Below are 18,167 nucleotides of genomic sequence, written 5' to 3' on the forward strand. Positions count from 1 at the left end.
GTCTTAGGCGGCGTCTTGGGTCGAGGGTAGTTCGAAGGCACCTTCGCGCGACAGCCGGATCGTCGTCGTAACGATCGTCTTGCGCGCCGCCGTGATGTCGGCGAGAGGGACCCCGTCCGAGCCCTGTCCGAGTTCGGCTTCGATCATGCGCCGCGAGCGGGCGCCGATGGCTGACAGCACCGATTCTGCGAGTGCGGCCGAAGTGCCGCGCAGGGCCAGCGTGACCAACTCCGTCGACAGCCCGTCGAACAGCAGCACCCGCGCTTTCTGGGTGAGCAGCGGCAAATCGTCGAAAGCAAACAGGCGGGCCCTCACACCGTCGAGATCAGGCGTGCCGGCGGCTTCCAGATCCTGCATGACCTCCTCGAGCAGCGGCTTGTCGAGTTCGTTGAGAACGCTGGCGACACGCGCCTGCCCGGCCGAGGTGTCCTTGGTCGAGGTTTCCGCCAGCACGCTGGTACGCAGCCGGTTTTCGACGATCCTGGCGGCAGCGTCGGGAACATTGGCCATCGTCACCATGCGCTTGATGATTTCTCCACGCATCGGCTTGGTCAGTGTCAGCAGCACGTTGGCCGCCACCTGCGGTGCCAGCTTCGACAACACCATGGCCGCCGTCTGCGGATGCTCACCGGCCAGGAAGGCACCAAGCCGCGCCGGCTCGAGCTTTTCGAGCTCGGGCCAGATCGGCGGCGGGCCTTCCGGTGCGACCTCGAATTTCTTGTCGCCCATGATCGCGCTCATCTCTTCGGGCGAGAGCGATTCGTTGAGGATGGTGTCCATCCTGTCGGCGGAATCAAGCAATCCCGCCCCTTCGGTGAACTCGGCCTCGAACTCGGCGACGATACGTTCGAGATCGCTTTGCGGAATCGTCCGCAGCAGGCGGGCGCCCTCGATCAGGGCCTTCAGTTCTTCCTGCTTGAAGAATTTCAGCAGGCGGCTGGCCGACGGCTTGCCCATCGCCACAAGTATGGCGGCCGCCTTCTGCGCGCGGGTCAAGGTCACCGGCGTCGTCATGCCACTCGCCTCCGCTGCCACCGGCAAGCCCCGCAAACCATATCTAGGCGCCCTTCGTGCCGGCGATGATTTCGGTCAGCCTGATGCCGAAACGCGACGGATCGCTTTCCAGCACGGTGATCTCGCCGCGCGCGATCTTGCGGCCGTTGACCACGACGTCGACAGGTTCCCCGATGCGGCGATTGAGCGCCACGGTCGACCCTTTTTGCAGCGCCATCAGATCGGAGACCGGCATCTCCGTGCTGCCGAGGATGATCTGGACATCGACGGGGATGTTCATGATCACGCTCGAATTGGCTGATGAGGCCGCCCTGAACGCCGCATCGGGGCGCTGCTCCTCTTCATGCAGGACACCGCGCAACTCTTCGATGGCACGGTCGAGTTGCTCGTCCGGCTGGTCGAGGTCGGCTTCCGCCTTGGTTTTGGCCATGATCGTCTCCAAATTCTCAGGCGCGTCCGGCGGCTGCCGGCATCAGCCCGTCGATAAAGTCCTGTCCGGCGTCGTAAGGATGCCTGATCCGGACGGTGTAGTTCTGTCCCAGTTTGCCGAACTCGCATACGAACAGCGTCTTGCCCCGTGCGCTGAGACGCGCCTGGGACTGGGCCGTTTCCTCGAATTCGATGACGTCGCCAATTTGGAAACCGGCGAGCTCGCCGAGCGTCAGCCGCGCCAGCGGCATCGTGGCCTCGAGCGCCACGGTGGAGCGCATCACCTCTTCCGAAAAGCGGGCGCGCCAGCTGGGGCCGTGATCGTCGTCGCTGACAGGCACGGCTCCGTCGCGGCTGGCCAGCACGACGCGCTGCGGCATCGTCACCGTGACGGTGCCACTATCGGCCGGTGTCGAGATGCCAAGCACGATACGGATTGCCGCGCCATCGCGCAGCACATACCGCTTCGCCTCGGTGCCGGACATTGCTCGCGGCGCGGGCAGGCGCAGGTCGAGCGAGCGCTTTCCCGATCCGTTGAGGGCCTGCGCGACCTGCTGGAACACCATGGTCGAAACATCGATTTCGATCTGCGACAGATCGCGTTCGATCGGCGATGCCGGCAGATCCGGGTCGCCGCCGAACAGCGTGCAGACCATGATCGCGATCGCCGGAGCATCGATCACCAGGGTCATCGCATCGGAGGACGCCGACGAGCCGATCACGGTCATGGCAAACGTGTCGCCGGCACGCGAACGCGCCTCGGGAACGCGGCTGACCTCGATCGCTTTGAGTTCGACGACGACCGGAACGCCAAGCTCGTTGGTCAGGCTTTTCTGCAGTAGCGGTACGGCGCGTTCGGCCATGGCGCGGCCTGCATCGATGACCTGCGCGGCCTCGCCGCTGTCGCCGACCAGACGCTCGATGATCAGCGAACGCGCTTCCGCTGGACTGCCCAGGCTGGTCATGACAGTGCCGGGACCGATCTGTCGCGCATCGTTCAGGCGGCCTTCTTTTCGATGGTCCCGGTATTCATCGTGCTCTGCTCGACGGCGTCGATCGTCGGCCGTTCATAGGACGAGATGGTCTTGCGGCCGAACTCGATCGCCACCTGCGGCAGCGCGCCGTTCATGTAGGCCAGCAGCGTCTGCTTGACGATGATATAGAGGCGGTTCTTCTTCTCGCGCACTGTCTTGATCTTGGTGGCGACCGGCCCGACCACCGAATAGGACAGGAAGATGCCGAGGAACGTTCCAACAAGTGCGGCACCAATCAAACCGCCGAGGATTTCCGGCGACTGGTCGAGCGCGCCCATCGCCTTGACCACGCCGAGCACGGCGGCGACGATGCCGAGCGCCGGCAAGCCGTCGCCCACCGCCACCAGCGCGTGATAGGCCTTCATCTTGTCGGACTTGATGGTCTGGATTTCTTCGTCCATCAGAGCCTCGATCTCGTGCGAGCGGGCATTGCCGATGATGATGATACGGCAGTAGTCGCAGATGAAATGCGTCAGGTCGTGGTTATGCAGCACGGTTGGGAACGCCTGGAAAATCGCCGACTCTTCCGGATTGTCGATATGCGCCTCGACTTCGCTGCGGGATTTCGAGCGCAGCTCGCGCATCAGCGAGTGCAGCACGCCGAGCGTTTCGAGATAGTCCTGTTCCTTCGGCACCGCCTGCTTGAAGGCTTCGAGGATGCCCTTGCCGGTGTCCTTGACCGTCTTCATCGGATTGGCGACGAGGAAGGTGCCAAAAGCCGCACCACAGATGATCACGGCTTCCCATGGCTGAATCAGCACATGAAGATGGCCGCCCATGGCCATGAAGCCGCCAAGGACGCAGCCGAGCGTTACCACCAGTCCAATCAGAATGCCCACGACAGGTCCTTCCGCATTTCACATCAGGAGCTAGGGATAGTCCCCGTGCCTTGTGTGAGGCTTGAATCGAGGGCTTGGAAGCGATTCAGTTTCGCGCAAGGAAGTAGGGGTATTGTGCCGGCATAGCTTCGGCCGGAGGCACGTCTTTGCTCAATACCTTTACCAGCTACCAGCTCATCACCAAGGACATTTCAAAATCGATCGACAGGATCGAACAGCAGCCCGTGGTTGATCGCGACACCAAATATTATCTCGCGAATATCACCAAGGTGAAATCGATCGACGATTTCGTCAAAAACGATCGTTTGTTCAAGTATGCCATGAAGGCCTACGGGCTGGAGGACATGGACTACGCCAAGGCCTTCATGGTCAAGGCACTCAAGGAAGGCGTCTCCGATCCCGACAGCTTCGCCAACAAGCTGACTGACAAGCGCTACGCCGAATTCGTCAGCGCCTTCAACTTCGCCGCCAACGGCGCCGATGCGACCATCTACAACAAGACACAGCAGTTGGTGACCAAGAACTATGCCACCCAGGCGCAGATCGCCGGCCTCGACCCCAATTCGGCCTATGTGAAGGGCGAAACGACATACTATCTTGCCAACATCACCAAGGTGAAGTCGATCGACGATCTGATGTCGAACAACCGGCTCTATACATACGCGCTGGCGTCATTCGGTCTCGATTCGGCGACGGAAGACAAGGATCTCATCAAGCGGGTTCTGCAGGGCGGCGTCCGCGACCCCGACAGTGTCGCCAACAAGATGACGGACAAGACCTATGCCGCGCTTGCCTCCGCCTTCAACTTCGAAGCCTATGGCGAAAACACCACCACCATCAATCCGGCGCAGCAGCCGACCGTCGACAAATACATGCGCCAGACCCTCGAAGAGGATGCCGGTCAGACCAACCAGGGCGTGCGGCTGGCGCTTTACTTCGATCGCAAGGCCCCAACCATCACCAGCTGGTATGACGTGCTGGCCGACACCGCGCTTGCCAGTGTCGTGCGCACCGTGCTCGGCCTGCCCGATTCCTTCGCCACCGCCGACGTCGACAAGCAGGCGCAGCTGTTCGAGCAAAAACTCGACATCTCGGATTTCGCCGACCCCGAAAAACTCGGCAAGTTCCTGACGCGCTTCACCAGCATGTACGAGATCAACCACCCGACTTCATCGGCCGTCGCCTCGGTCAGCGTGCTGTTTGCCCAGCCACTCACCGTCGGCATCTCCACCGACCTGATGATGGCCATGCAGAAACTGAGGTTCTGAGACCATCATGCGGGACAGCCTGTACGTCGCCCTTTCGTCGCAGATCGCGCTCGAGCGGCGCCTCGACACCATCGCCGACAACGTCGCCAACGCCTCGACGATCGGCTTTCGCGCCACCGGCGTGAAGTTCGAGGACGTCGTCTCCGGTACCGGGCAGAAATCGGTATCCTTCGCCTCCCCGGGCAAGACCTACCTTTCCGGCGCCCACGGTGCCTTGAGCGAGACCGGAAATCCCTTCGATTTCGCCATCCAGGGCGATGCCTGGTTCGCCATAGAGACGCCGGTCGGCACGGTCATGACCCGCGACGGCCGCTTTTCAATGAACGAGAACGGCGAGCTGATGTCGATGGAGGGCCACCCGGTGCTCGATGCCGGCGGCTCGCCGATCCAGCTTGACCCCCGCAACGGCCCGCCCAAGGCCGGGGCCGATGGTTCGTTGCGCCAGAACGATCAGCTTGTCGGCTCGATCGGTCTCTACAATTTCGATCCGGGCGCGAACTTCGTCCGCTACGGCAATTCCGGCATCGTTCCGGCACGCACCCCGGAGCCTGTCACCGATCGCTCGGATATCGGCGTTGCCCAGGGTTTTCTCGAAGAGTCCAATGTCAATCCGGTGCTGGAGATCACCAGGCTGATCATGGTCCAGCGCGCCTTCGAGAACACCGCCGCCCTGATGCGGCAGACAGACTCGTCCACCGACGAGGCGATCAAGACGCTCGGTTCGAAATAATCCATGTCGCTCGACCAGCCATCCCTGCGGGCACTCGAAAGACAACTCCAGCCGGCGCCGGAAGACCGGCTTGCCGCGCTGGAACGGGTCTGGCGGCGTTTCGACGACGCCGAGGCGCTGCTCAAGCGCGGCGGCCGCGTCATCGAAGTCACGCCCACGCACTACAAGGTGCACGGCCTTTCCGGCTTCGCCAGGCTGGGCGACATCGTCGAGCAGCGCGGCCATGCCGGTGCGCGCCGCGGCGAGATCGTCAAGATCGGCCGTGACGAGGCCGTCGTGGCGCCCTTCGAACGCAGCGCCGATTCCGGCATCGGTGATGCCGTGTTCCGCCGCGGTCCGCTCGTGGTGGCGCCGCATGCCTCGTGGCGCGGCCGCACCATCGACGCACTCACCAGGGCGATCGATGGCGGCCCGCCGCTCGCCCGGGGAGACGACACATCGCGCGGCGCCCAGACGACGCCGGGAGCCATGGCGCGGCAACGCGTCGGCACTGCCTTCATGACCGGCGTCAAGGTCATCGATATCTTCACGCCGCTCTGCTTCGGCCAGCGCCTCGGCATCTTTGCCGGCTCCGGCGTCGGCAAGTCGACGCTGCTCGCCATGCTCGCCGGCGCCGACGCATTCGATACCGTCGTGGTGGCGCTCATCGGCGAACGCGGCCGCGAAGTCCGTGAATTCCTCGAGGACACGATCGGCGACAGCATGGCCAAGACCGTCGCCGTCGTCGCCACCAGCGACGAAAGCGCCATGATGCGCCGGCGTGCGCCAGACACCGCCATGCGCGTCGCCGAGCATTTTCGCGACCAGGGTCATCGCGTTTTGCTGGTGCTGGATTCGATCACCCGCTTCGCCCACGCCCTGCGTGAGGTGGCGACGGGAACCGGCGAGCCGCCGGTCGCGCGCGGTTATCCGGCCTCGGTGTTCACCGAACTGCCCAAGCTGCTCGAACGCGCCGGGCCGGGCGGGGAAGGCAAAGGATCGATCACCGCCATCATTTCCGTGCTGGTCGACGGCGACGACCACAACGACCCGGTCGCCGATTCCGTGCGCGGCATCCTCGACGGCCATGTCGTGCTCGATCGCACGATCGCCGAACAGGGTCGCTATCCCCCCGTCAACCCGCTGTCGTCCATATCGCGGTTGGCCGGAAAGGCCTGGAGCGTCGAACAGCGCGCGCTGGTGACAAGGCTGAAGTCGATGATCTCGCGCTTCGAGGACACGCGCGATATCCGGTTGCTTGGGGCCTATCAGGGGGGCGTCGATGCCGAACTCGATATCGCCGTGCGCCAAGTGCCGCTGATCTATGAGGCGCTGACGCAAGCGCCGAAGGATCGCCCGTCGACCGACTCGTTCTCCGATCTCGCCCGCCACCTCAAGAGCAAGCTGAACGCCGATGCCGGAGACTGAACGCGAATATACCGAGCGCATCCTGCGCGACATGATCGCCGAGGCCAATGCCGTGGAGCAAGCCGAGGCTGACGAAACGAGAACCGCCAAGGCAAAGGCTGCCCGTACCATCGCAGCCAAAGCCGAGGCCGTTCTGGCCAGAGCCGTCAAGCCAATCCTGCCACGGGCTGGCAGAGCCGATCCTGATCTGGCAAGGCCCGTCGAACCCGCTCTGCCCCGGGCTCCCCAGGCGGTGGCTGCCGAGATGACGCAGGCCAGCCGCGACTCGCTGATCGACGGGCTGTTCCCGCGCACCGAATGGCCGCAGCCGCCAAAGGCACCGTTTCCCCGACTGAAGAAGAAGTCCGACCGACGCAGCGATTTCGTCATAGCCGCGCTCGGCATCACGCTCGGCCTGATCTGCGCCCTGTTTCCCTGGTACATCTTCTTCAACCAGGACCAGTTTGGCGTCCAGGCGATGAAGTTCGGCGGCACCGGCTCCAATTCCGGGCGAGCGGGCGGCGGCGTGGTCGCCGAACGCAGCGCGCCGCTGACGGCAAAGGATATTCCCGCGGCCAATCTCGATCTTCTTGCCACCGGAACGGTGCGGGATGATGCCAATCCCGCAGCCGCACCCGACGAGCAACCGTTTCCGGCCGACGCGGCGAAATTCCGCATGGTTCATGTCGCCAACGGCCGTGCCATGATCCAGGACGACGCTGGCCTCTGGATCGTCCAGCGCGGCTCGATACTGCCTGACTCCAGCCAGGTGTCCTCCATCGAGCAGCGCAACGGCAAATGGGTCATGGTCACCAGTGCCGACCGGGTAATCGAACTCTCCAGGTAAACGATCTCCGGCTTCCGGCCATCCGCAAGGCCCGCGCAAGACTGGCGGCCTAGTCTCTGGGTACCTGCTCGGAGATTCCCATGGAGCCCGTTTCCCTTTTCGATCTCGCCGCCAAGCAAGCGCAATGGCTGGCCGTGCGCCAGTCGGCAGTCGCCGGCAACATCGCCAATGCCAACACGCCGGGTTATACGGCAAACGACGTCGAGCCATTCGAAAAGGTGCTCGACCGCGCCGCCGTATCGCTGCAGGCCACCCAGGCCGGCCATCTCGGCAATGCAGCGACCAATGCCGGCTTCACCATCAAGCCGCAGGAGGATGACGGCGTCGTCATGCCGTCCAAGAACTCGGTCGTTCTGGAAGACCAGTTGCTGAAAGCCGGCGAGGTGCGCCGCTCCTTCGAACTCAACACGGCGATCGTCAAGGCGTTTCATACGATGATGATGATGGCGGTGAAGAGCTGACCATGGACGCACTGACCGCAGCCCTCAAAGTCGCAGCATCCGGCCTCGGCGCCCAGTCGGAGCGCCTGCGCGTGGTTTCCGAAAACCTCGCCAACGCCCAGTCGACCGGCACCGCGCCCGGCTCCGATCCTTATCGCCGCAAGACCATCAGCTTCGTCTCCGAGCTTGACCGGGCCTCCGGCAGTTCAACGGTTGCAGTGAACTCGATCGATCGAGATCCCAGTGACTTTCCAGTCGAGTTCCAGCCCGGCAACGAGGCCGCCGACGAGAAGGGCTACGTCAAGATGCCCAACGTCAACGTGCTGATCGAAATGGCCGACATGACCGAGGCCAATCGCTCCTACGAGGCCAACCTTCAGGTGGTCAAGCAGGCCCGCGACCTGATTTCCATGACCATCGACCTGATGAGGAACCAGTAATGATCAGCGGTATCGGAGCGCTTCAGTTCAAGCCGTCAATCGGCGGCGATGACACGGCGACAAGCCTGCTCCAGGGCGGCGCGACACCCTCGGCCGGCGGCAATGTCGGCACCTCCTTCGCCGAGGCGCTGAGCCAGGCAGCCTCCAAGACCGTCGACACGATGCAGAATGCCGAGCAGGTATCGATGCAGGCGCTCAAGGGCGACGCCGACACCCGCCAGGTGGTCGACGCCGTGATGAGCGCGCAGCAGGCGCTTCAGACCGCCGTCGCCATCCGCGACAAGGTGGTTTCCGCCTATCTCGAAGTCAGTCGAATGGGCATCTGAGGAATTCCGCCATGAAAGCACTCGCCATCGCCGCCACCGGCATGAATGCCCAGCAGACAAATCTGGAAGTCATCGCCAACAACATCGCCAACATCAACACCACCGGCTACAAGCGTGCCCGTGCCGAATTCTCCGACCTGCTCTATCAGGTCGACCGCACACAAGGCGTGCCCAACCGCTCCAACGCCTCGCTGGTGCCGGAGGGCGTCTCGATCGGCCTCGGCGTCAAGACGACGGCCGTGCGCAACGTGCACACCCAGGGCGAACTGACCAGCACCGGCAACAGTTTCGACCTGGCGCTGACCGGCAGGGGCTGGTTTCAGATCGAGGGTGCCGACGGCGGTACGCTCTACAGCCGCGCCGGAGCTCTCAACACCAACGCCACCGGCCAGTTGGTCACGGTCGACGGCGCTGCCGTCATTCCGGCAATCAATGTTCCCGTGGATGCCGTCGAGGTCATCGTCAACAAGACCGGCCAGGTCTTCGCCCGCATCGACGGCCAGACCGACCTGCAGAACCTCGGTCAGCTTCAGATCGCCAATTTCGCCAACGAGGCCGGCCTGGCGCCGCTCGGCGACAATCTGTTCCAGGAAACCACGGCTTCGGGGCCGGCGAATGTCGGGGTGCCTGGCGATCCCGGCTTTGCCACCATCCAGCAGGGCTATCTCGAAGCCTCCAACGTCGACCCGGTCAAGGAAATCACCGAGCTGATCTCGGCGCAGCGCGCCTATGAGATGAACTCCAAGGTCATCCAGGCCGCCGACGACATGGCCTCCGTGGTCTCCAAGAACATCAGGTAAAGCATGATGTCGACGCCCGGCCTCCTGTCCGCATTCCGCCGCACCGCGCTCGTCCTTGCGCTGGTGACCGGCGGCCTGCCGGCTTTTGCCCAGGAGTCGGCCACCCAGTCGGCCACCCGGATCGCCAGCAATCAAGCTGTCGGCGAGGTGGTGCTTATTCCGAGCCGGGTTATCTATCCCGGCGAGACCATCAACCTAGCTGCCCTGAAACAGGTCACCCTCATCGTCGGCAAGCACAAGCCGGAGGCGGTCGCCACACGGGTCGAGGAACTGGATGGCAAGGTCGCCAAGCGCACGCTGCTGCCGGGTCGCTACATTCCCTCCACCGCCATCCGCGAGGCCTGGCTGGTCGAACAGGGTGCCTCCGTGCAGATCTTCTTCATCGCCGGCGGGCTGACGATCTCGGCCACCGCCGTGACGCTGCAGCCAGGAGCCGCGGGCGACCTCGTCAAGGTTCGCAACATCGACAGCGGCAAAGTCCTGTCCGGCACGGTGATGGCGGATGGAACCATCCAGGTCAGCGCTTCATGATGCGCGGGCTTACCCTGATACTGGCAGCCGTGCTTGGCCTGCAGCCGGCGCTGGCCGACGGCCTGACGCCGAAGGCCAAGCGCGAGCTCGCCGCCAAGAATGGCGGCGTCTACAACGATCCCGAATATGATCCGGCCACCACCAGCCGCATGTTCCGGGTGTCGACCGGGCCGAGTTCGCTGCCGCCGGGCCAGGTCGCCTCGCGCATCAAGGACATCGCCCAGCTGCAGAGTTCGCGCGACAATCAGCTCGTCGGCTACGGCCTGGTCATCGGCCTTGCCGGATCGGGCGACAGCCTGCGCAACTCGCCATTTACCGAACAGTCTATCCGCGCGATGCTCGAAAACCTCGGCATCGCCACCGAAGGCGGCAGTGCACGTGCCAAGAATGTCGCCGCCGTCATCGTCACCGCCAACATGCCGCCCTACGTGCAGTCGGGCGCCCGCATCGACATCGACGTCTCCTCGATGGGCGACGCGACCTCGCTTTCCGGCGGCACGCTGATCATGACGCCGCTGAAGGCGGCGGACGGCGAGATCTATGCCGTCGGCCAGGGCTCGGTCATCGTGTCCGGCTTTACCGCCCAGGGACAGGCCGAGCAGCTGACGCAAGGCGTGCCGACCTCCGGCCGCGTGCCGAACGGCGCCATCGTCGAGCGTGCTGTCCAGGCCGAGTTCGACGATCAGGCGATCCTGACGCTGCAACTGCGCAATCCCGATTTCTCGACCGCTATCCGCATCGCGGACGCCATCAACGATTACACCGGCCAACGCTTCGGCATGCGGGTGGCGGCAGAGCGCGATTCGCGCACCGTTCAGATCAGAAGGCCGAAGGGTGTCTCGGCGGCGCGCTTCTATGCCGAAATCGAGAATTTGGTGGTCGAATCCGACACGCCGGCTCGTGTCGTCATCGACGAGCGCACCGGCACCATCGTCATCGGCAATGACGTCAAGATCTCACGGGTCGCCATCAGCCACGGCACGCTCACCGTGCGCATCACCGAAGCGCCGCGCGTCGTCCAGCCCGAGCCCTTCTCCAAGGGCGAGACCGCCATCGAACCGTTCACCGCCATCGACGCCAGCCGGCCCGACGCCCGCGTTGCCGTGCTTGACGGACCCGATCTCCAGACCCTCGTTTCCGGCCTCAACCGCCTCGGCGTCAAGCCGGACGGCATCATCGCCATTTTGCAGGGCATCAAGTCGGCCGGGGCCCTGCAGGCCGACCTGGTTCTGCAATAGGCGATGCCGATGACGCGCTCCTTCCCACGCCATGACGGCAGACACCGCAAAGCCGCGATCCTGCTCGCGACCGCCATCGTCGCGGCTCTGCCCTTTGCCGGCGACACAGCACGCGGCGAGGAGACGGTCCGCCAGGTCCTGCCGGGAGCACCGGTGGCAGCGCCGCCGCGGCAATTGACACGGGAAAAGGCGCCGGACCAAAGCGAGATCGAGCGCTTCTGCTCAAACATCGCCGACGCCGCCCGCGACCGCCGCTATGTCCTGCAGGCGGAGGAACTGAAGCAGCTCCAGGCCGGCATTGACGAGCGCATGAAAGCTCTCGATGCAAAGAAAGCTGAATACGAGACCTGGCTGAAGCGGCGCGAGGTTTTCCTGGCCCGGGCCGAGGACGGCGTCGTCCAGATCTACGCCGGCATGAAACCCGACGCCGCCGCCGAGCGGCTGGCCATCGTCAACGCCGATCTGGCTGCGGCCATATTGATGAAGCTCGATTCACGCAAGGCGAGCGTCATCCTCAACGAAATGGACCAGAAGGCGGCGGCGACGCTCACCGGCATTATGGCCAGCGCAGCCCGAAGGGTAGATCCGTCATGATCCGGAAAATGCTTGTCCTGTGCGCGGTCACCGTGCTGTCGGGTTGCGGAACCAACCTCAAGGAGGTCGGCAGGGAGCCGGCCCTGTCCCCGGTCGGCTCCGGCATCGATGGCGGCAGCACTGGCTCCCTATATCGCTATCCGCAAACGCCGCCCGCGCCGGTCAAGAAATTCTCGTTGTGGGACGACCGCCAGAGCCGGCTGTTCACCGACCCGAGGGCGCTGTCCCAGGGCGACATCTTGACGGTCAAGATCAAGATCAACGATCGGGCCAACTTCAAGAACCAGAACGACAGGAGCCGCACCGCCAATCGCAAGCTCGGTTACGACCTCAGCGCGCAGTGGGACAAGTGGAGCACCGCCGGCAAGGGCGCTGGGGCTCTCAGCTCCACCACGGACACGACTGCCGACGGCGAGATCAAGCGCTCGGAGACGCTTGAGCTCAATGTCGCGGCGATCGTCACCGATGTGCTGCCCAACGGCAATCTGATGATCACCGGATCGCAGGAAGTGCGCGTCAACGCCGAGCTCAGGGTGCTGACGCTCGCCGGCATCGTGCGGCCGGCCGATATCGGCGCCGAAAACACCATCCCCTACGAACGCATCGCCGAGGCCCGCATCTCCTACGGCGGACGCGGTCGCATCACCGAGGTCCAGCAGCCTGCCTACGGCCAGCAGATTCTCGACCAGGTTCTTCCGTTCTAGGATCGGAGCAGGGCGCCGTGGCAAATATCGAACAGGTTCAGCCACGCAAGGGTCCCTCCCCTGCCATCCAGGCCGGCCTGCTGCTGCTTGTGACGGCGGCCGCCATTGGCATGGGCTGGATGTCCGGCGGTTATCTCAAAGGCGTCGGCGCACCGGCGTCGGTACCGGTCGCGCCTGAGAACGAAGGCAAGATCATGCAGCCCGCCGCGGCCGAGCAGCCAGGCCTCGGCCCGATGCTTGTCGTGCTGGCGCCGATCACCACCAACATCGCCTCGCCTGCCGGCACCTGGATCAGGATGGAGGTGTCCATCGTCTATGACGCGCCGCAGCCACAGGCAATGTCGGATGACATCCACCAGGACCTTCTGGCCCTGGTGCGCACGTTGAAGATGCATCAGATCGAGGGCGCCAGCGGCTACCAGCACCTGAAGGCCGACCTCGAAGACCGCGCCGCGATCCGCAGCCAGGGTCACGCCAAACAGGTACTCATCAGGACATTGCTGCTCGAATGAGAAAACTCCTTCTCGCCACGGCCATGATCGCCGCCGCCACCTCCATCGCGGCGGCCCAGCAGCTTGATCTCGGCGGCATCGGCAAGGCTGACGGCACCACCGTCGGCTACATCATCCAGATGTTCGGCCTGCTGACCGTTCTGTCGGTGGCGCCAGGCCTGCTGATCATGGTGACCAGCTTCACCCGTTTCGTCATCGCCTTCTCGATCCTGCGCGCCGGCATCGGCCTGCAGTCGACACCGGCAAACCTCATCCTGATTTCGCTGTCGCTGTTCATGACCTTCTATGTCATGGCGCCGACCTTCGATCAGGCCTGGAACACCGGCGTGAAGCCGCTGATGGACAACCAGATCACCCAGACCGAAGCCTTCGACAAGATTTCGGACCCGTTCCGCACCTTCATGCTGCACAATGTGCGTGACAAGGATTTCGACCTCTTCGCCGACCTCGCCCGCGAGCGCGGCCAGACCGTTTCGCGTGACACCGTCGACCTGCGCATCCTGGTGCCAGCCTTCATGATCTCGGAGATCCGGCGCGGTTTCGAGATCGGCTTCCTGATCGTGCTGCCATTCCTGGTCATCGACCTGATCGTCGCCACCATCACTATGGCGATGGGCATGATGATGCTGCCGCCGACAGTGGTGTCGCTGCCGTTCAAGATCCTGTTCTTCGTCCTGATCGACGGCTGGAACCTGCTTGTCGGCAGCCTGGTGCGCTCCTTCAACTGACCCTGCCGCGCCGGCTCGAAACCCCAGCAATATATTTTCGATTAACCGTCCGGTTTAGCCCTTTGGTAGGGACTTGCCCGCATATTCGCTCGCAGATGGCGGGTGATCGATTTTGAGAGATCATGGGCATGATGCCGCACCGTCATACCGGTAGAGCCGGTATGTAAAAAATACCTGTAAAATCAAGGTACGAGTACCATGTCCAGCATCATGACGAACAGCGCCGCATTGACGGCTCTGCAGAGCCTCAACGCCACCAACAAATCCCTCACCGACACCCAGGCCCGCATTTCGACCGGCTACAAGGTCTCGCAGGCTTCGGACAACGCCGCCTATTGGTCGATCGCCACCACGATGCGTTCCGACAACAAGGCTCTGTCGACCGTGCAGGATTCGCTCGGCCTCGGCGCCTCGAAGGTCGACACCGCCTACACCGGCATGAACGCCGCGATCGCCACCATCGACTCGATCAAGCAGAAGCTGACCTCTTCCTATGGTCAGACGGATGCCGCCAAGGAAAAGACCCAGGTCGAAATCGCCGCCCTTCAGGCGCAGTTGAAGGGTTACGCCGACGGCGCGACTTTCTCCGGCACCAACATGCTGTCCGTCAACAGCGGCGCGACAGCCACGACGGCGGCCGATGTGAAGATCGTTTCGGCGTTCAACCGCAACTCCGCCGGCGCAGCTTCGATCTCGACGATCGACGTCAACGTGGAAAGCATCAAGCTGTATGAATCCGGTGCCGCGGCGACCAGCAAGGGCATTTTGGACGCCAATCGCCTCGGCACCACCGGTGCTGAGGTTGCCACGGCCTCGGCACCGACGCTGGGCGCTGTCGCAGCGGCCACCGACACCTATTCGGTCGCCACGCTGACGATCTTCTCGGGTGGCACGGCCGCCAGCGATAGCCAGATCGCCCAGCAGATGAACGTCGTCGACGCCGCGCTCAAGGATATGACCAACGCCGCCACCAAGCTCGGCGCCGCCAAGAGCAGTATCGACCTGCAGAAGACCTTCACGCAGGATCTGATGGACTCCATCGATCGCGGTGTCGGCCAGCTCGTCGATGCGGACATGAACAAGGAATCGACCCGTCTCCAGGCCCTGCAGGTCCAGCAGCAGCTCGGCATCCAGGCGCTGTCGATCGCCAACGGTTCGTCGCAGTCGATCCTGTCGCTCTTCCGCGGCTAATCGCCTTCGCCCAACCACAGTTCGCACTAAAAAATTCGGGCCGCGCCAAAAGCGCGGCCCGATTTGCGTTTTGCTCCAGCCCCACGCAACCCTCGATCCTTAACTCTCAAAAGCCAGCTTTTAACAGGCTGTTAACCATGCCGCGCTAGTTATGGTTAACCAATAGCTTACGACAGTTGGCGAATCGGTCCGACCGGCACGATGCCACCCGTTGAACAGGCCCATCCGGCATGTCTGAGCATGTCGGCTTTTGAGAAGGAGCGACTTTCTTGGCGAGCATCATGACCAACGCTTCGGCGTTAACCGCACTTCAAAGCCTCAGCGCCACCAACAAGTCGCTCGAACAGACGCAGGCCCGCATATCGACCGGTTACCGGGTCTCGCAGGCCTCTGACAACGCCGCCTACTGGTCGATCGCCACCACGATGCGCTCCGACAACGCGGCCCTGTCGACCGTGCAGGATGCACTCGGCCTCGGCGCCTCGAAGGTCGACGCCGCTTACACCGGCATGAACAATGTGCTGACAACGATCGGGCAGATCAAGACCAAGGTGCTGTCCATGGTCGGCCAGACGGATGCCGCCAAGGCAAAAACCCAGACCGAGATCAAGGCGCTTCAGACGCAGATGAAGTCTTTCGCCGATGCGGCGACCTTCTCCGGCTCGAATTTCCTGGCGGTGACCTCCAAGCAGACTGCCGCCCCTAATGATGGCGTCCAGCCCGACTCGCAGATCGTGTCCTCATTCAATCGCTCCTCATCCGGCGCAGTGTCGATCGGAACGATCAACATCGATGTCGAGGGCACCAAGCTTTTCGACTACGGCCTCGCCGCCGAGGTCAAGAATTCCGGAACCCTCGATCGCAAAACCTCCATCTATTCCACGGGCGCCGCCCAGACCCTGTACGACAACGCCTATGCGGGCGTGATCGCGGGCGGAGGAACGGATATCGCCGCGAATACCGCCGGCCAGACGGCGGCGGGAGCGGTCGCCAAGGTCGACAATATTTCCGCCTATAACCTCGACATCACGGCCCCAGGGGTAACCGACGACATCATCACGCAGATGGTAACCAGGATGGACAAGGTCATGGCTCAGCTGACCGACTCCGCCACCATCCTCGGCTCGGCCAAGAGCAGCATCGACCTGCAGAAGACCTTCACCCAGAGCTTGATGGACTCCATCGACCGCGGCGTCGGCCAACTCGTCGATGCCGACATGAACAAGGAATCGACCCGTCTCCAGGCCCTGCAGGTGCAGCAGCAACTCGGGATCCAGGCGTTGTCGATCGCCAACGCCGCCTCGCAGTCGATCTTGTCTCTGTTCAAGAGCTGATGACGGGCGCCACCGGCGCCCACCTTCCCATCAGATAATCGGGCCGCGCCGCAAGCGCGGCCCGATTTCATTTTCGCACAAGCTTCGAAGACTAGAGTTCCGGCGGACAATCATGCTGGGAGTCGTTGAACCGTGCCGGAACAGATCCAGAGCATCATCTCGAATCTCCGCGGGTTTGGCGTGAAGCGCCTCGCCATGCTGGCGGGCATCGCCGTTCTGGTGATGGGCGTCATCGGCATCGCCTCGGTCTATCTCAACCGCCCCGCCTACGACACGCTCTATGTGGGACTAGACCGTGCCGACGTGAACCAGATCGGCCTGGTGCTGGGCGAAGCCGGCATCGGTTTCGATGTCGGCGCCGATGGAACCTCGGTTCTGGTGCCGGCCGGCACCACCGCTCAAGCCCGCATGCTGCTTGCCGAAAAGGGTCTGCCGACCAGCGCCAATGCCGGCTACGAATTGTTCGACAATGTCGGCTCGCTCGGCCTCACCTCCTTCATGCAGCAGATCACCCGCGTGCGCGCGCTGGAAGGTGAGATCGCCCGCACCATCCAGTCGATATCGGGCATCAAGGCTGCGCGCGTCCACATCGTCATGTCCGAACGCGCCAATTTCCGCCGCGACGAGCAGCAGCCCTCGGCTTCCGTGGTCATCCGCTACGCCGGCATCGACGCCGAGAAGAGCGCCATGTCGATCCGCCATCTCGTCGCCGCCGCCGTTCCCGGCCTGTCGGCCGACAAGGTGACGGTTCTCGATTCCAGCGGCAATCTGCTGGCCGCTGGCGACGACCCTTCCAACACCAGCGCCGCCCGCACGCTCGGCGTCGAGCAGACCGTCGAGGCGCAGATCGGAGACAACATCCGCCGTGCGCTGACGGCCTATCTCGGCCCCGACAATTTCCGCGCCAGCGTCAAGGCCGAGGTCAACACCGACACCCGCCAGACGGAAGAGACCATCTTCGATCCGAATTCCCGCGTCGAACGCTCGGTGCAGTCGGTGCGGGCCAACGAGAACAACAACCAGAAGCAGGCTTCCACTCCGGCCAGCGTCGAGCAGAACCTGCCCGAGACCCAGGCAACCGCCACCGATGGTCCGCAATCCTCCTCGCAGAACGACCGCAGGGAAGAGATCACCAACTACGAGATCAATTCCAAGAAGATCGCCACCGTCTCCAACGGCTACACCGTTACCAAGATGTCGATTGCCGTGGTCGTCAACCAGCAGCGGCTGACGGCCATCCTCGGCAAGGATGCCACGCCGGAGCAGATCGCCAAGCGCGTCGCCGAGATCCAGAAGATGGTCGCGTCCGCCACCGGCCTGGACGAAAAGCGCGGCGACATCATCGACGTCTCGGCGGTCGAGTTCATCGACGGCCTGGATGGCGAGGCGATCCCGCAGGCGGGAATGCTCGATTCTATCGGCCAGCATGCCGGCACGATGATCAATGCCGGCGCCTTCATCGTCGTGGTGTTCCTGGTCGCCTTCTTCGGCCTGAGGCCGATGGCCGCGGCGCTGACGGCAAAGGCTGCTCCGGCCCTGGCAGGTCCCAGCTTCGACGACGTCCAGCGCTCGCTGCCGACGCCGGAGGCAATGGCGGCCACCGACAGTGCCGCGATCGGGACCTTGCCAGGCACACGCCCAGGCCCCACGCCGCTCGACGATCTTCGCCAGAAGATCCGGCCGGCGCCGCAGGACAGGCTTGCCAGGATGGTCGATCTCAACGAGGAGCGTACCGCGCAGATCCTGCGCAAATGGGCTGCCCAGGAAGTGGCGGTGTAAACC

Annotated in this window: 21 protein-coding genes; 17 read left to right on the forward strand and 4 right to left on the reverse strand. The window is 63.6% G+C overall.

From position 1 onward, the window contains the following. Positions 1 to 3 precede the first annotated feature (3 nt). The 4 genes from NKH52_RS21795 to motA are packed head-to-tail and all read right to left on the reverse strand — an operon-like array spanning position 4 to position 3,316. A complete protein-coding gene (locus NKH52_RS21795) occupies positions 4 to 1,014 on the reverse strand; it encodes a flagellar motor switch protein FliG (protein ID WP_027038262.1) in 1,011 nt (336 codons plus the stop codon). Positions 1,015 to 1,057: 43 nt separating this feature from the next. After that, positions 1,058 to 1,444, reverse strand: coding sequence for a flagellar motor switch protein FliN (fliN, locus tag NKH52_RS21800; protein ID WP_023809994.1), 387 nt, complete (start codon positions 1,442 to 1,444; stop codon positions 1,058 to 1,060). A 16-nt stretch (positions 1,445 to 1,460) separates the two neighbouring features. Further along, the gene (locus tag NKH52_RS21805) at positions 1,461 to 2,408 is read right to left on the reverse strand and encodes a FliM/FliN family flagellar motor switch protein (protein ID WP_352733672.1); all 948 of its coding nucleotides are present in this window, start codon (positions 2,406 to 2,408) and stop codon (positions 1,461 to 1,463) included. Between the two features lie 32 nt (positions 2,409 to 2,440). Then, the gene (motA, locus tag NKH52_RS21810; protein ID WP_352733670.1) at positions 2,441 to 3,316 is read right to left on the reverse strand and encodes a flagellar motor stator protein MotA; all 876 of its coding nucleotides are present in this window, start codon (positions 3,314 to 3,316) and stop codon (positions 2,441 to 2,443) included. A gap of 146 nt (positions 3,317 to 3,462) precedes the next feature. On the opposite strand from motA, the gene NKH52_RS21815 reads away from it, so the two are divergent. The 17 genes from NKH52_RS21815 to fliF all read left to right on the forward strand — a co-directional run bounded on the left by NKH52_RS21815 (position 3,463) and on the right by fliF (position 18,164). Further along, on the forward strand, positions 3,463 to 4,584 hold the full coding sequence (locus NKH52_RS21815) for a DUF1217 domain-containing protein (RefSeq protein WP_352733668.1): 1,122 nt from the start codon (positions 3,463 to 3,465) through the stop codon (positions 4,582 to 4,584). 7 nt (positions 4,585 to 4,591) lie between these two features. Next, positions 4,592 to 5,314 carry a flagellar basal-body rod protein FlgF gene (gene flgF / locus NKH52_RS21820; RefSeq protein WP_352733666.1) on the forward strand — a complete coding sequence of 241 codons (723 nt, stop codon included), beginning with the start codon at positions 4,592 to 4,594 and terminating at the stop codon, positions 5,312 to 5,314. 3 nt (positions 5,315 to 5,317) lie between these two features. Then, a complete protein-coding gene (fliI, locus tag NKH52_RS21825) occupies positions 5,318 to 6,721 on the forward strand; it encodes a flagellar protein export ATPase FliI (protein ID WP_352733664.1) in 1,404 nt (467 codons plus the stop codon). Further along, positions 6,708 to 7,547: a hypothetical protein gene (locus NKH52_RS21830; protein WP_352733662.1), complete on the forward strand. Its 840-nt coding sequence runs from the start codon at positions 6,708 to 6,710 to the stop codon at positions 7,545 to 7,547. The genes fliI and NKH52_RS21830 overlap by 14 nt, the downstream gene beginning before the upstream one ends. An 80-nt stretch (positions 7,548 to 7,627) precedes the next feature. Further along, positions 7,628 to 8,008 carry a flagellar basal body rod protein FlgB gene (gene flgB / locus NKH52_RS21835; RefSeq protein ID WP_127257833.1) on the forward strand — a complete coding sequence of 127 codons (381 nt, stop codon included), beginning with the start codon at positions 7,628 to 7,630 and terminating at the stop codon, positions 8,006 to 8,008. Positions 8,009 to 8,010: 2 nt separating this feature from the next. Further along, a complete protein-coding gene (gene flgC / locus NKH52_RS21840) occupies positions 8,011 to 8,427 on the forward strand; it encodes a flagellar basal body rod protein FlgC (RefSeq protein WP_013529797.1) in 417 nt (138 codons plus the stop codon). Then, positions 8,427 to 8,753 (forward strand): flagellar hook-basal body complex protein FliE, encoded by a 327-nt coding sequence (fliE, locus tag NKH52_RS21845; protein WP_023810002.1) that lies wholly within the window; start codon positions 8,427 to 8,429, stop codon positions 8,751 to 8,753. The genes flgC and fliE overlap by 1 nt, the downstream gene beginning before the upstream one ends. Positions 8,754 to 8,764: 11 nt before the next feature. Next, positions 8,765 to 9,553 carry a flagellar basal-body rod protein FlgG gene (flgG, locus tag NKH52_RS21850; protein WP_013529795.1) on the forward strand — a complete coding sequence of 263 codons (789 nt, stop codon included), beginning with the start codon at positions 8,765 to 8,767 and terminating at the stop codon, positions 9,551 to 9,553. Positions 9,554 to 9,556: 3 nt separating this feature from the next. Beyond that, complete coding sequence (gene flgA, locus NKH52_RS21855; protein WP_352733660.1) at positions 9,557 to 10,084, forward strand: flagellar basal body P-ring formation chaperone FlgA; 528 nt, start codon at positions 9,557 to 9,559, stop codon at positions 10,082 to 10,084. Next, the gene (locus NKH52_RS21860) at positions 10,081 to 11,322 is read left to right on the forward strand and encodes a flagellar basal body P-ring protein FlgI (protein WP_023810004.1); all 1,242 of its coding nucleotides are present in this window, start codon (positions 10,081 to 10,083) and stop codon (positions 11,320 to 11,322) included. The genes flgA and NKH52_RS21860 overlap by 4 nt, the downstream gene beginning before the upstream one ends. A 9-nt stretch (positions 11,323 to 11,331) precedes the next feature. Then, on the forward strand, positions 11,332 to 11,916 hold the full coding sequence (locus NKH52_RS21865) for a MotE family protein (protein ID WP_502908083.1): 585 nt from the start codon (positions 11,332 to 11,334) through the stop codon (positions 11,914 to 11,916). Next, a complete protein-coding gene (gene flgH / locus NKH52_RS21870) occupies positions 11,913 to 12,620 on the forward strand; it encodes a flagellar basal body L-ring protein FlgH (protein WP_127290408.1) in 708 nt (235 codons plus the stop codon). The genes NKH52_RS21865 and flgH overlap by 4 nt, the downstream gene beginning before the upstream one ends. Before the next feature lie 17 nt (positions 12,621 to 12,637). Continuing rightward, positions 12,638 to 13,132 carry a flagellar basal body-associated FliL family protein gene (locus tag NKH52_RS21875; protein ID WP_352733656.1) on the forward strand — a complete coding sequence of 165 codons (495 nt, stop codon included), beginning with the start codon at positions 12,638 to 12,640 and terminating at the stop codon, positions 13,130 to 13,132. Further along, positions 13,129 to 13,860, forward strand: coding sequence for a flagellar type III secretion system pore protein FliP (gene fliP / locus NKH52_RS21880; protein ID WP_128304917.1), 732 nt, complete (start codon positions 13,129 to 13,131; stop codon positions 13,858 to 13,860). Before NKH52_RS21875 ends, fliP begins: the two co-directional genes overlap by 4 nt. A 198-nt stretch (positions 13,861 to 14,058) precedes the next feature. Next, positions 14,059 to 15,051 carry a flagellin N-terminal helical domain-containing protein gene (locus NKH52_RS21885; protein WP_127290414.1) on the forward strand — a complete coding sequence of 331 codons (993 nt, stop codon included), beginning with the start codon at positions 14,059 to 14,061 and terminating at the stop codon, positions 15,049 to 15,051. A gap of 269 nt (positions 15,052 to 15,320) precedes the next feature. Further along, complete coding sequence (locus NKH52_RS21890) at positions 15,321 to 16,385, forward strand: flagellin N-terminal helical domain-containing protein (RefSeq protein ID WP_127290416.1); 1,065 nt, start codon at positions 15,321 to 15,323, stop codon at positions 16,383 to 16,385. A 132-nt stretch (positions 16,386 to 16,517) separates the two neighbouring features. Then, positions 16,518 to 18,164 (forward strand): flagellar basal-body MS-ring/collar protein FliF, encoded by a 1,647-nt coding sequence (gene fliF / locus NKH52_RS21895; protein ID WP_352733654.1) that lies wholly within the window; start codon positions 16,518 to 16,520, stop codon positions 18,162 to 18,164. Positions 18,165 to 18,167: the final 3 nt, after the last annotated feature.

The sequence above is a fragment of the Mesorhizobium sp. M1066 genome, assembly GCF_040318635.1.
GTDB lineage: Bacteria > Pseudomonadota > Alphaproteobacteria > Rhizobiales > Rhizobiaceae > Mesorhizobium.